This is a genomic window from Loktanella sp. SALINAS62 (assembly GCF_018263905.1).
GTDB lineage: Bacteria > Pseudomonadota > Alphaproteobacteria > Rhodobacterales > Rhodobacteraceae > Loktanella.
The window spans coordinates 429,818-443,403 of sequence record NZ_JAAFZU010000055.1 but is presented as its reverse complement, the minus strand read 5'-3'; the positions used below and the strand labels follow the sequence as shown (position 1 = coordinate 443,403).

Annotated in this window: 13 protein-coding genes; 8 read left to right on the top strand and 5 right to left on the bottom strand. The window is 61.4% G+C overall.

The genetic code is table 11. The features are described 5' to 3' along the window. Window positions 1-84 precede the first annotated feature (84 nt). On the bottom strand, window positions 85-2,310 hold the full coding sequence (locus GZH79_RS16660) for a hypothetical protein (protein WP_211644868.1): 2,226 nt from the start codon (window positions 2,308-2,310) through the stop codon (window positions 85-87). 123 nt (window positions 2,311-2,433) lie between these two features. Between GZH79_RS16660 and GZH79_RS16655 the strand changes: the two genes are divergently transcribed. Further along, window positions 2,434-3,111: a thiamine diphosphokinase gene (locus GZH79_RS16655; protein ID WP_211644867.1), complete on the top strand. Its 678-nt coding sequence runs from the start codon at window positions 2,434-2,436 to the stop codon at window positions 3,109-3,111. On the opposite strand, the gene GZH79_RS16650 is transcribed toward GZH79_RS16655, so the two are convergent. Then, window positions 3,056-3,925, bottom strand: coding sequence for a DMT family transporter (locus tag GZH79_RS16650; protein WP_211645056.1), 870 nt, complete (start codon window positions 3,923-3,925; stop codon window positions 3,056-3,058). The genes GZH79_RS16655 and GZH79_RS16650 overlap by 56 nt on opposite strands. Before the next feature lie 35 nt (window positions 3,926-3,960). After that, window positions 3,961-4,620: a glutathione S-transferase family protein gene (locus GZH79_RS16645; protein ID WP_211644866.1), complete on the bottom strand. Its 660-nt coding sequence runs from the start codon at window positions 4,618-4,620 to the stop codon at window positions 3,961-3,963. A 239-nt stretch (window positions 4,621-4,859) separates the two neighbouring features. Here GZH79_RS16645 and rpiA point away from each other — a divergent pair, with 239 nt between their 5' ends. From rpiA to GZH79_RS16620, 5 genes are all read left to right on the top strand, one after another. Further along, window positions 4,860-5,648 carry a ribose-5-phosphate isomerase RpiA gene (gene rpiA / locus GZH79_RS16640; protein WP_211644865.1) on the top strand — a complete coding sequence of 263 codons (789 nt, stop codon included), beginning with the start codon at window positions 4,860-4,862 and terminating at the stop codon, window positions 5,646-5,648. A 152-nt stretch (window positions 5,649-5,800) separates the two neighbouring features. Continuing rightward, the gene (locus GZH79_RS16635; protein WP_211644864.1) at window positions 5,801-7,273 is read left to right on the top strand and encodes an FAD-dependent oxidoreductase; all 1,473 of its coding nucleotides are present in this window, start codon (window positions 5,801-5,803) and stop codon (window positions 7,271-7,273) included. 75 nt (window positions 7,274-7,348) lie between these two features. Next, window positions 7,349-8,551 (top strand): FtsH protease activity modulator HflK, encoded by a 1,203-nt coding sequence (gene hflK / locus GZH79_RS16630; protein WP_211644863.1) that lies wholly within the window; start codon window positions 7,349-7,351, stop codon window positions 8,549-8,551. Beyond that, entirely contained in the window at window positions 8,551-9,492 is a 942-nt protein-coding gene (locus GZH79_RS16625) for a protease modulator HflC (RefSeq protein WP_211644862.1), read from the top strand. Before hflK ends, GZH79_RS16625 begins: the two co-directional genes overlap by 1 nt. A 430-nt stretch (window positions 9,493-9,922) precedes the next feature. Continuing rightward, complete coding sequence (locus GZH79_RS16620; protein WP_249219268.1) at window positions 9,923-11,341, top strand: Do family serine endopeptidase; 1,419 nt, start codon at window positions 9,923-9,925, stop codon at window positions 11,339-11,341. Window positions 11,342-11,395: 54 nt separating this feature from the next. On the opposite strand, the gene GZH79_RS16615 is transcribed toward GZH79_RS16620, so the two are convergent. Beyond that, window positions 11,396-11,902 carry a peptidoglycan-binding domain-containing protein gene (locus tag GZH79_RS16615; RefSeq protein WP_211644860.1) on the bottom strand — a complete coding sequence of 169 codons (507 nt, stop codon included), beginning with the start codon at window positions 11,900-11,902 and terminating at the stop codon, window positions 11,396-11,398. Between the two features lie 129 nt (window positions 11,903-12,031). Between GZH79_RS16615 and GZH79_RS16610 the strand changes: the two genes are divergently transcribed. Continuing rightward, window positions 12,032-12,355, top strand: coding sequence for a 2Fe-2S iron-sulfur cluster-binding protein (locus GZH79_RS16610; RefSeq protein ID WP_211644859.1), 324 nt, complete (start codon window positions 12,032-12,034; stop codon window positions 12,353-12,355). Beyond that, window positions 12,355-13,041, top strand: coding sequence for a VCBS repeat-containing protein (locus tag GZH79_RS16605; RefSeq protein WP_211644858.1), 687 nt, complete (start codon window positions 12,355-12,357; stop codon window positions 13,039-13,041). Before GZH79_RS16610 ends, GZH79_RS16605 begins: the two co-directional genes overlap by 1 nt. Here GZH79_RS16605 and GZH79_RS16600 read toward each other — a convergent pair. Beyond that, on the bottom strand, window positions 13,038-13,586 hold a 549-nt coding region (locus GZH79_RS16600; RefSeq protein ID WP_249219243.1), incomplete at its 5' end, for an adenosylcobinamide-GDP ribazoletransferase. The genes GZH79_RS16605 and GZH79_RS16600 overlap by 4 nt on opposite strands.

Here is a 13,586-nt window from a genome sequence, read left to right as displayed (position 1 = left end):
CCGTTCGTTCCGATTAATGACGCCCCATAACGCGAAAAGGCGAAGGATCATCCTTCGCCTTTTTGCTGTGGTGATGTGGCACTGTCAGCCGTTCGCGGCGTGCGGTTCCGGGCGGAACCGGGTGCGTTCCGAAATCTGGAAACGTCCGGCGCGGGCCTTTTCGATCCGCCCCTGCCGCAGCAGTGTGCCAAAGGATCGCAGCCCGTCTTCGCGGCTGAATTCCTCTGTCGTTGTCGACTGCACCTTTTTCATGATCTGCGGACGAGAGAAGTCTTCGGACCCTTCCACGATGGCGATATAGGCGGCGGCGGCTTCCAACAAATCCTGCAGTGACGATGCGCCGACCGTTTCGGCATATTCGGCGAAATTGTCGCTGGCGGGTGCAGCTTCGACTTTTGCCACGCGGCGCGGTTGGACCGGTGCGCTGGGCGCTGCCGGGGTGTCATCGACACGCTGGCTAGCGACCAGTTTCAGCGGCGCCGGGCGTGGCCGTTCGGTGCGGGAACTGGCGGCATCGGCTACCGGGCGGCGTGGCTGCACAACCTGTTGCAGATCGTCGCGGAACGCGCCTTCTTCGAGGGGCTTGGCCTTGCGCGGCTCACCCAACTGACGCGCGGCTTCGGTCGCGGCAACCGCCGCCTTGAGATGTGCAATCGCCTCACGGCGGCGGCTGCTTTCGGGATTTGCCATTTCGTGTTCGGTCTGCGCGGTGATGCGCGACATTTCCGCTTCCGAAGCGTTGGGCAAGGGCGCGCGTGGCGCGGTGGTTTCGGCGGGTGCTTTGGCGACCGCCTTGGACGGTTTCACATCGTCCTGTTCGGACGCGTCCGGCACCAGATCGTCGTACTGCATCGCAGCGTCATCGCTGTCGTCGACCGCTTGTTCGCCCTGCAATTCGTTTTGCGCAGCCTGTTCGGCGGCAGCCAAATCGCGTTGCAGGTCGGCTTCTGCCTCTGCGGACAGCGTCGATTGGATCGCAGACCGTGTGTCAGTGTCGCCAGTGTCCGTGCTGCGTGCTGTATCCAGCCGGGCCTGTGCGGCTTCGGCAGCTGGCTGCGGGTCGGCAACGGTTTCGGTTGCTTCGGCGGGCACCGCATCGGGGCGTGTCCTGCGTGTGACGCGCAGGATTCGCCCGCGTCGCGGTGTCACGGCAGGCGCCGGATCGTCGTCGTCAGGGCTGGTTTCTGACGTATCCTGCGCGGCAGCGGGTGAAGTCGACTCATCGTCCTTGGATTCAGAGGGGCCGTTTTCGGCCATCAAGGATTGGATCAACGTGGCCTGGTTATCGTCATTGTCGTCCTGTGCCGTGTCCGTCGCACCATCCGCATCGTCTGGGCCAGCTTCGTCGGCCATGTTCGCGGCGGCGTCTGCCTTTTCAACTACTTCCGGGTCAGGCGCTGCGGTGTCTTCGGCCATGTCGGATGTCTGCTGCACCGGTGCACGCAGACCTGCGCGTTCCAGATTGCGCAAAACCGCCTTGATCTGGTCATCGGTATCGTCGTCCAGATCATCGTCCAGCGCGGCATAGGCGTCGGGCAATCCGGCGTCGACGTCATCGATTTCTTCCGGGTCGATGGCGGAAACCTTTGCAGGGGCGACCTGTTGATCCTCGTCCGGGCTTTCGACGTCATCGCTTGGCGCGGCGGCAGTGCGCGCCATGTCATCGGCTTTGCGATCCGTCACGACTGGTTCAATATCGGCCCGGTCATCATCAGCCGGTTCAAGGTCGCCCTCGCCCTGTGCATCATCGTCCTGCGGCGCGGCAGCGTCCGACAGGTTCGGCATCGGCGCGTCATCGTCCAGATCTTCGGCATAGCTGCTGTCCGCCGCGTTGCCGACGACGGACCTGATCCGTTTGAGCTTGTCCGCGACGGTTTCTGATGCGGTGGCACGTTCGCCAGTACTGGATGCGTCCGCGACGAACGCGTTCACGTCCGCAGTTTCCGGTTCTTTGGCGGGGGCCTGTTCGGGGCGCACGACTGCCGCGTCCGCAGGCGGTGTCTGTGCCGGTGGCATCGCCGGTGCAGGATCGGCGGCCAGCGCCCGTGATGTCGGATCGGACGCACGCAGCACGATCCCGGCATCAGATGTGCGGGCTTCGACTCGGCGCGAGATTTCGCGTTCCGCGATGCGGGTCAGCATTTCAGCATCGGGCGTCGGTGGTTCCGCCCCGAAATACCTGTCCCCTGCGGCCAGATCACGGAAATATTCCGCAATCGCCTTCATCGTGGAAAAGGAATCATCGAATCCTTCCAGCGTACAAGAGAAGGTGCCGTAGGAGACGGTAAGAATCTTGCTCGACTCAACCATGATGTCCCTCGCTTTTTGTCAAACTCAATATGCCTTGTTTACCTTGAATTGGTTCGTAAAGCGGAACAAACCCACGGTGCCGCGTGGTTGATTTTGGGGCGCTTTTAAGGAATGTCCCGAAATATGAAACAATCAACGACACATTATCCGATTGTTGAACATTGCGACGCAATCACCCTTGTTGGCGGGTCAGAGCTTGGCCTGAATGATCTTAACATATGTCTTACATTTGCGCCAAGTGTGGTTGCGGCCGATGGTGGCGCGGATTGGCTTCTGGATGCCGGGATGACGCCGCTGGCGGTGATCGGGGACATGGACAGCCTGTCTGACAGGGCGCGCGATACTTTTGCCGATCTGATTCAAACCGTGACGGATCAGGACACAACGGATTTCGAAAAATGCCTTGCGGCGTTGCGCGCCCCGCTGATCCTGGCTGTGGGGTTTCTGGGGGCACGGCTGGATCATACGCTGGCGACGCTGGCCGCAGTCGCCCGCAGCCGCGCCTATCATGTCGTGCTGGTGTCCGCGTCAGAGGTGTGCGTGCTGGCCCGCCCTGGTCACAGTCAGATCGCAGCCCCGCACAACACACGGGTCGCGCTGATGCCTTTGGGTGACGCGGTGGTCACGACGGCGGGGCTGGTCTGGGATATGGATGTGATGGATTTGGCACCTGACGGTCGCGTCAGCAGTTCGAACCGGGCAGCGCGTGACCGGATCGACCTGACAATCGACGGCCCGGTGCTGATCACGCTGGAGCCGCAGGGGTTGCGCGGCGCGATAGATTACGCTCTCGGACAATGACATAAAGCCCGGCAGCAACGGTCACGACGATCCCGGCGGCGGCAAGACCGTTGGGCAGATCACCGAACATTGCCCAGCCAATCGCGGTGCCGAACGGGATTTCAAGATATTGCATCGGCGCAAGCGTGGACGCGGGCGCGCAGCGCAGGCTCCATGTGATCAGCAGATGCGCGAAGGTGCCGACAAGGCCCATCAGCAGCACCAGCAACAGGGTCGGGCCGTCGGGCACGGTCAGCGTCGTCATCGGTCCGGGGATCACGATCAGCAGCGGCAGGACCACGACGCTGGCCTGCAATCCGCCGATGGCCTGCAACCGGACCGGGTCGATTTCGCCCGACAGATGGCGCGTGACCAGCATGAACAGGGCAAAGGTCACGGCAACCCCCAGCGGCAGCAGCGCGGGCGCGCCGACTTCGGCAAAATTGGGCTGGATGACCAGCAGTGTGCCTGCAAAGCCCACCGCGCAGGCGATCAGCCGCTGCGGGCCGACCTGTTCATTCATCACGAACCGGCCCAGCAAAAGCAGGATGAACGGCATGACAAAGGCGATGGCAAGCGCGTCGGCCAGCGGCAAAAAGCGAAGCGCGCCAAACATCAGGCCCATGCCCGCGATATGAAGAATGCTGCGCGCCCAGACGAGGTGTCGCAATTCCTGTGGTGCGCGCAGTGACCCACCGCGCGCCATGACCAGCGGCACCAGAACGACGGCCTGTATCGCAAAACGCGCAAAGACCAGCAGGCCCAGTGCGACCGCGCCGCCCAGCAGCTTGGCCAGCCCGTCCCCCAACGGGGCCAACACGCAAAAGCCCAGCATCAGCAGGATACCGGCAAAGGGACGGTCGGTGTTTTTCACGTTGCGGTGCCTTCGGGCGGTTGTGCGTGTCGCGGCGCGCTGAACGGGGTGGGGCCCAGACCTTCTGCCATGGCGGCGCGCTGGGCGGCGGGCGATGCTTCGAATACCGTGGCTAGGGTCTGCAGGGCTGGAAAATCCCGGATCGAAAACCAATCGCCGTTGTCACCATACAGTGCCGTCCAGCGCAGCATCGGCGCAAGATAGCAGTGATGCAGGGGCGACAACGCGTCTGTATGCGCGTCGATCAACGCCAGATGCGCGCTGACCTGCGCCTGCATTGCGGCGCGGATCATGCCGGCCGGGGCAGGGGTATAGGTATCGGGATAAAACGTGCCGCGCAGGGCGGGATGCAGCGTGTTCGACAGCCAGAACAGCCACGACAGCGCCCGCCCGCGTGCTTTCCCGTCCGGCAACAGATTGCCGGGATGGCGATCTGACAGCCACAGCAGGATCGCTGCGGTTTCAAACACCGGGCCATCGGGGGTTTCCAGCACAGGGATCAGCCCGGCAGGATTCAGCGCCCGGTATGCGGGCGATCTTTGCGCGCGGGTCGCGCGGTCGACCAATGTGGTGCGATAGGGCACGCCCAGTGTTTCAAGTGCGAGGCGTACGCACAGCGATGCGTTGTCGGGGGCATAATGCAGGGTCAGGTCCATGCGCCGATCCTAGAACGGCACGACCGGACCGTCACGGACCAAAAGCGGTATGCTTCGCCAATATCGATGATGCATGAAGCGCTGACATGACATGATAATGGCGTGCGCGGATTCTTCTGTCGTGGCGAAAAAACACGCAGCGGCGCTGAAACGTTTTGCGTCCGCAATTTGGGTAATCTGCCTGTGCATTCAAGCGATGCCCACACTATAAAGCATCGAGTCGCCACAGGAGCCGCACCATGTCCGCCAATCTGTCCCCCATCGACAAAGCCAAATTCGTCGCAGCCAAACGCGCCTGCGACTTTGTTCAGGACGGCATGAAGCTGGGTCTGGGCACGGGATCGACCGCGGCGTGGTTGGTGCGCTGTCTGGGTGAAATGGTGCGCGACCAGAATCTGCGGATCAAGGGTGTGCCGACATCCAGCCGCACGGCGGAACTGGCGCGGCAGGTCGGGATCGAAGTGATTTCGCTGGACGAAGCAAAGTGGCTTGATCTGACAATCGACGGGGCGGACGAATACGACCACGACCTGAACATGATTAAGGGCGGCGGTGGCGCCTTGCTGATGGAAAAGATCGTGGCCACCGCATCCGATCAGATGATCGTCATCACCGACGGGTCGAAACGCGTTGAAACACTGGGAAATTTCCCGCTTCCGGTCGAGGTGATCCCGTTTGGCTGGCAAACGTCCAAAGCGCTGATCGAAGAAGTCCTTGTCGGCATGGACGTGCTGGGAACCACGACCAGCCTGCGCATGAACGGCGATGCGGCCTATGTGACGGACGAGGGGAACCACATTCTTGATCTGCATCTGAACCGGATTGGCAACGCACGCCAGCTAAGCCTTGTGCTGAACCAGATCCCCGGTGTGGTGGAAAACGGGCTGTTCATCGATATCTGCGACATCGTCGTGACGGGATATGGTGATGGCCGGGTCGAGGTGCAGGACATCAACAAGGGTGAACGTGACGAAACCCGTTACGATTTTCTGGATGATGACAATCTGTTCGCTGATCTGGGCGACTGATCCGGCGCGCTGACCCGTTTGCTATTCGGGCGGCATCGTTGCGGGCAAGATGAACAAGCTGTCGATAGTGTCGCGGGCAGGGCTGGGGCGTTGTCCTTGCGGCGCCTTCAGCTTAGGCTGCGGCCGGAATGCGATAAAAGGATCAATGCACGATGGCTGATTATGATTTCGACCTGTTTGTCATCGGTGGTGGTTCGGGCGGTGTCCGCGCGGCACGCATGGCAGCACAAACAGGTGCCACCGTCGCATTGGCCGAAGAAAGCCGTCTGGGCGGCACCTGCGTTATCCGGGGCTGCGTGCCGAAAAAGCTGATGGTGTTCGCGTCCAAAGGGGCTGCCGCTGTGGCTGATGCCCGCAAGTTCGGCTGGGACGCCCAGTGCGGCGCGTTCGACTGGCAGCAATTCCACCCCAAGCTGATGGCAGAGCTGGAACGCCTTGAAGGCGTGTATCGCAAGCTGCTGGATGGCTCTGGTGTCAAGATTTTCGACAGCCGCGCGACCATCGTTGATCCGCATACGGTCAAACTGGCGAACAACCAGACGGTGTCGGCCAAACATATTCTTGTCGCCGTGGGTGGTCACCCGGTCCGGCCACCGTTGGAAAACGCGGAACTTGGGCTGGTCAGCAATGATCTGTTCCTGATGGAAGAATTGCCCAAATCCGTGCTGATCGTCGGTGGTGGCTATATCGCGTGCGAATTCGCCTGCATCCTGCGGAATTTCGGCGTGGACGTGACGATGTATGCCCGCGGTGCACAGATCCTGAAAGGATTTGACGACGAAGCACGCGGTCTTTTGTCTGAATCGATGCGCCAATGCGGCGTCGATATCCACATGGGCACCAGCATTCAGGAAATGTGCGGTGCGGCAGATGCGCCCAGCGGGCCGCGCCCGACAGGTTCGGATGCCACGATGGGCGGACCCGTGGGTGAACGAGAATCGCTATCACACAATGACAAAAGCATCACCGATCCCAAAGCCGCAGGTCCGGTCTGGACCAAGGCGACCACCGGCGTCGAAAAGGTGTTCGATCACGTGATCTTTGCCACGGGCCGCGCACCCTCGACCGACGGTCTGGGGCTTAAAGAGGCGGGCGTGACACTGGAACGCAGCGGCGCGATTGCTGTCGATGAATACAGTCAGACCAATGTGCCGTCGATCTATGCCATCGGTGATGTGACCGACCGGGTTCCGCTGACACCCGTGGCGATCCGCGAAGGTATGGCCTTTGTCGAAACGGTATTCAAAGGCAACCCGACCCCTGTCGATCATGACCTGATCGCGTCGGCGGTGTTTACCCAGCCCGAATTGGGATCGGTCGGCCTGACAGAGGACGACGCGGCCCGCAACGGCCCGATCGAAGTGTATTCGACCAGCTTTCGCCCCATGAATCAGGCGTTTATCGATGGCACCGCGCGGGTTTTGATGAAACTGATCGTCTGCGTCGATACCCGCCGCGTTCTGGGCTGTCACATTGTCGCGCCGGACGCCGGAGAATTGATCCAGATGATCGGTGTCGCAATCAAGATGGGCGCTACAAAAGAGGATTTTGACCGCACCTGTGCGGTGCATCCGACGATTTCCGAAGAGCTGATGACAATGCGGGAACCAAGCCGCAGAACTTGAACCGGGGCACGTAAACGCCCACCTATTATTCGAAGGCCCAAGGCGCGGGCAAAAGCAAAGGAAGACTGACACACGATGGCAGGCAATACCGGAGGCCCCTGGGGGGGTGGCGGCAATGACGGAAACCGGGGCAATGGTGCGAACGGCGGTGATAACCGACCACCCAAGCCACCCCGAAAGTCGGGCGAAGGCCCGCAGATCCCCGAAATCGACGATTTGATGAACAAGGGCCGTGAACAACTGCGCGTTCTAATGGGCGGTCGCGGTGGCGGCAATGGCAACGGGTCCGGCGGTTCGGGCGGCGGCGGTCCGATGCTGACACGCGGCACGGTCGGTCTAGGCGTGCTGGGTGCAGTCGTGCTGTGGGGGATGGCGTCGTTCTATACAGTCAGCCCTGACGAGCAATCTGTCGAGCTGCTGCTGGGCGACTACCTGTCGACCAACGGGCCCGGCCTGAACTTTGCACCGTGGCCGGTCGTTTCGGCCGAAGTGTTGCAGGTGACGACCGAACGCAGCGTCGACATCGGCACCAGCCAGTCCGGTATGGATGCGGGCCTGATGCTGACCGGCGACGAAAACATCGTCGACATCGATTTTCAGGTTGTCTGGAACATCACTGACCCGCAGCAATATCTGTTCAACCTGGCCGATCCGCCCCAAACGATCGAAGCCGTGGCAGAATCCGTGATGCGTGAAATCATCGCACAAAGCCAGTTGGCACCGATCCTGAACCGGGACCGGGGCGCGATTGCCGACCGTGTGCGCAGCGAAATCCAGTCCACGCTCGATTCCTATGAATCAGGTGTGAACATCGTGCGTGTCAACCTTGACAAGGCAGACCCGCCCCAACCCGTCATCGCATCGTTCAGGCAGGTGCAGGACGCCGAACAGGAACGTGACCGGTTGACCAACGTGGCTGACGCCTATGCCAACCGCGTCGTCGCCGAAGCCCGCGGTGAAGCAGCGCAAGCGCTGGAACAGGCCGAAGGCTATCGCGCACGGGTCGTCAACGAAGCGTCTGGTGAGGCATCGCGCTTTACCGCAGTTCTGGATGAATACGCAAAGGCGCCAGAGGTCACACGCAAGCGGATCTACCTGGAAACGATGGAAGACGTGCTGGGCGGTGTCGATATCATCCTGCTGGACGAAAACAGCGGCAATGGCGTCGTGCCGTATCTGCCCCTGAATGAACTGGGTGCAAACAGCCGCAACGCACGCGGCAACACGAATACGGGGGCGCTGAATTCGTCCTCATCCAACGTCGGAGGGTCGAACTAATGCGTAAGTCCATTTTTCTGCTACCCATCTTCGTGCTTATCCTCGTGGCCGCGCTGAGCTCTGTGTTCATTGTGGACGAACGCGAACGGGCGCTTGTGCTGCAGTTCGGTCAGATCGTGAAGGTCAAAAGCGAACCCGGCGTCGGTTTCAAGGTGCCGCTGATTCAGGACGTGGTGAAATACGACGACCGTATTCTGTCACGTGATCTGGACCCGCTCGAAGTGACCCCGTCGGATGACCGTCGTCTGGTTGTCGACGCCTTTGCGCGCTACCGCATCGCGGATGTCGTGCAGTTCCGTCAGGCCGTCGGCGCGGGCGGTCTGGAAGTCGCATCGCGGCGTCTGGACGGCATTCTGCGTGACACCACGCGGAACGTGCTGGGTACGGTGTCGTCCAACGACATCCTGTCCACCGACCGGGCCGCGCTGATGCTGCGCATCCGCAACAACGCCATCGCAGAAGCCCAAAGCCTGGGCCTGGAAGTGATCGATGTGCGGCTGAAGCGTACCGATCTTCCGCCCGAAAACCTGAACGCAACCTACGAGCGGATGAAGGCTGAACGTGAACGCGAAGCCGCAGACGAAGTGGCGCGCGGTAACGAAGCCGCATTGCGCATCCGCGCACAGGCTGACCGGACGGTTGTGGAACTGACATCTGACGCGAACCGTCAGGCCGAAATCACACGCGGTGAAGCCGACGCCGCACGGAACGCAGTTTATGCAGAGGCCTTTGGCGCGGACCCGGAATTCTTTGAATTCTATCGTTCGATGACAGCCTATCTGCGGTTCGCAGAACAGGGGCGGTCTTCGATGGTGCTGAGCCCGGATTCGGAATTCTTCAACTACCTGCAATCCGATCAGGGCAGTGCCGAGAATACGGCGCAAGCACAGTCCAGTGCTTCGGGTCAGGCGACGGGCACGACGGCGCCCGCCGATCAGTAATCAGGCCCAAGGCATGTAATAGAACGGCGTGATCGTTGACTGACGCAGTCCGCGTGACCTGACCGAACTGAACCAGACCTGCCGCGTTCATCGCGGCAGGTCATTCTTTTTGCAGCATTGTCCAAAGCTTATGCCCGCCGTCGACATTTCAGGTTCTGCCTTGGGTCCTGTGGCGTGGACTGCGCCAATGATGGATTGGCTTTTGGCGTGGACTGTCACGCCCGCGTGACAAAACATCACGTGCATTGCGCCACAGATGCCGCAGTCTATGTTAAGGGCATATCGGACATGGCGCCGACCGGGCGCGCCAATCAGGGAGCACAAGTTGACACAGGCCATCGCACAGAACCAAACGCTTCAGACGCAATCGGCCCGGGCAGGGCTGATCAACGGTCTTGCTCTTGTTGCAGCATTGTTTGCCGCACAGACCATGCCCGGCTATGCGCAATCCACCGATTCGACGGTGATGACGCCCGTGGACCGGCCCGCAACATTTGCCGATCTGGCCAGTCAGGTCAGCCCGGCGGTGGTCAACATCACAACATCCACCAGCGTGGCCGAACGCACCGGACCGCAGGGACTGGTGCCCGATGGTTCCCCGTTCGAGGATTTTTTCAACGAAATGCCCGGCGGGCCAGATGGTCAGCCGCGCCGGTCAAGCGCGCTGGGATCCGGATTTGTGATCAGTGCTGACGGTTTCATTGTAACCAATAACCACGTGATCGAAGGCGCGGACGAGATCGAGATTGAGTTTTTCCCGGGCGACGGACAGCCGACGGAATTTCTGCCCGCCGAACTGGTCGGCACTGACCCGAACACGGATATCGCTGTGCTCAAGGTCTCGTTCGACGCGCCGCTGCCCTTCGTGGAATTTGGCGATAGCGATGACGTCGGCGCGCGCGTCGGGGATTGGGTCATGGCCATGGGCAACCCGTTGGGACAGGGATTTTCAGTGTCTGCCGGTATCGTGTCGGCGCGCAACAGATCGCTGCAAGGCACCTATGACGACTACATCCAGACGGACGCCGCGATCAATCGCGGCAATTCCGGCGGGCCGCTGTTCAACATGGCGGGTGAAGTCATCGGCGTGAACACTGCAATTCTATCGCCCAATGGCGGCAGCATCGGCATCGGTTTCGCGATGTCGGCAGCCGTTGTGACGGATGTGGTCGATCAGCTGCGCGAATTCGGGGAAACCCGGCGTGGCTGGCTGGGTGTGCGCATTCAGGATGTCACACCCGACATGGTGGACGCCATCGAAGGGCTGGACAGTGCGCGCGGTGCAATGGTGACTGACGTGCCGCCGGGCCCGGCTGCGGATGCCGGATTGGAATCCGGCGACGTCATTCTGACCTTTGACGGAACACAGGTGTCGGACACCCGCGAATTGGTCCGCATGGTCGGCAATGCGGCCGTCGGCAAGGAAGCCGCGATGACGATTCTACGCGCGGGCGAAGAAATCGAACGGACCGTAACCTTGGGCCGTCGTGAAACGGACGAAGCGGTGGCCTTTCCAACCAATGCACCCGATGGGGGTCCGGACCCCGATGCGCCGGTTGAACTGATGGGGCTGACGGTTGCGCCGATTGATGATGCGCTGACCGAACAATTCGATCTGACCGTCACCGAAGGGTTGGTCATCACAGCCATCGATCCCGATTCCAGCGCCGCTACGAAAGGCCTGATCGAAGGCGACGTGATCACCGAAGCCGGACAGGAGGCCGTAGCGACGCCCGAAGATCTGCAAGCCCAGATTGATGCTGCGACTGAAGCAGGGCGCACGTCGGTCCTGCTTTTGGTGCGGCGGGGCGGCGATCCCCGGTTCGTGGCGCTGTCAATCGAAGACTGACAGGACCATCAGGTCATGATGCGCGCCACGGTTATCCGTGGCGCGTTTTTGCATTCAGTTGCGCGCGACGGCGAAAATCCCCAGATCCTGCGCCGACACCACCGACAGCACGGCACTGTCAGTGCCGCGATCACGCTGGAATTGCTGCACGGCGGCCCGCGTGTCCGCGTCATAAAGCCCTGAAATCGGACCGTTATACAGACGGCGTATCAACAGGGCGCGCTGCAGGCTTTGGACGAATGGCTCTGTCAGGGCGGGGGGGCAGACGGCCTGAAACCGGGTGCCGGGACCAACGACGACAGATCTGGGTTCCATCACCGTGCGGAAGACTGGCGGGTCTGTCACGTTGCCGATTGCATCGCGCCGTTCGGGGGCCACTTGTTCCAGTCGTTCTACCACATCGACGCGGGTGCGTGGTTCGGTGCGCGCGAAACACCGGCCCAGGGTGTCGGTTTGGATTTCGCCCATGCTGATCACATCCGAATCCGTGAACGGATCGGGGGATGATGCAGGGACCGCACAGGCGGCGAGAACGGCAAGCACAGGCAAAATACGATACATGCGTCTTGATACCTGCGCCAACACGATTGCGAAAGTGCCCTGATCGGCGTCTTTTCGCGCTGGCAGGACCGCGCCCGACCACCTAAACTGCCGTGAAATTGCGACACTGAAATGAATCAGGGAAATTCAATGGCCAAAATTACTTACGTGGAACATGGCGGCAAGGAACACGTCGTCGACGTTGCGAATGGCATGACGGTGATGGAAGGTGCCCGCGACAACGGCATTCCGGGCATCGAAGCTGATTGCGGCGGGGCCTGCGCCTGTTCGACCTGTCACGTTTACGTGGCTGAAGATTGGGTCGAAAAGCTGCCCGCCAAGGACGGCATGGAAGAAGACATGCTGGATTTTGCCTATGAACCCGATACCGTTCGGTCACGTCTGACCTGCCAGCTCAAGGTGTCCGACGCGCTGGACGGTCTGCGCGTGCAGATGCCGGAAAAGCAGATCTGATGAAATGGGCCGCTGTCCTGTGCGCTTTGGGTGCGCCGGTTGCGGCCCAGCAGATCATGGGTGCTGAATTTACAGACCCGACGACACGGTATGATCACGCCATTCTGGGCGATGCTGTCGAATGGGGTGACCTGCGGATCACCACGACTGACGGGCAGTACCGCATGCCACTGCCCGATACACAGGTTTACGAAGATCTGAACCCGCGTCTGTGGGACGTCACTGGCGATGGCCAGCCAGAGGTCGTGGTCGTGCAGACCGATATCGCCCGTGGCGCGCGGCTGCTGGTGATCGGGATGCGCGATGGCCAGCCGCAACCGCTGCCAGCGACGCCATTCATCGGGCGTACTTATCGCTGGCTGGCCCCGCTTGGGGCCGCCGATTTTGACGGCGATGGCCGGATCGAGGTGGCGCTGGTGGACCGCCCGCATCTGGCGCGCACACTGCAATTCTGGCGGCTGGATAACGGCAGTATGCAACTGGTCGCGGCACTGGACGGCGTGACCAATCACCGGATCGGGGATGACACGATTCCGGGTGGTGTCAGTTGCGACGGGACCGCCGCGATCCTGATGTCGGCGGATTGGTCACGGATCGTGTCGGTCGCGCTGGATGGGGGCACTGCCATCCCGCGCGATCTGGGTCCAAACGTCGATGGGGCGCTTGCGGCGGCGCTGGCCTGCTAGGGCAGGATCAGCGCGACCAGGATCAGCAGGCCTGCCAGCTCCGAAAATTGCTGTACCGCACCCAGAATGTCGCCGGTCTGGCCGCCGATCTTGGCGCGTGCGATGCGGCCCCATGCAACCAGCGTCAGGCCAATCGCCAGTAAAAGCGCAAACAGGGCGCCGGGCCAGAAAACCAAGGTCATAAGACCCGCCACCGCGCAGGCCGCCGCAGCTGTCACCGGATCGGGTTGCCCGACGCCTTGGCTTAACCCCGACGCGCGGGCCGGTGGTAACCACGCCATCAGCACTGCCATAGGTGCGCGGCTGGTGGTGGCAAGGACCATGGCCGATGCCCATAGCACATCGGCCGCGATCAAAAGCGACCATAGCTGCCAGCGCATCAACAAGGTTACGATCAGCCCGATGACACCGTATGCACCGATACGGCTGTCTTTCATGATTTCCAGTCGTCTGTCGCGGGTCCAGCCGCCCCACAGGCCGTCCAGACTGTCAGCCAAACCATCTTCGTGCAGGGCACCTGTCAGCACAATCTGCACGGTGATCAG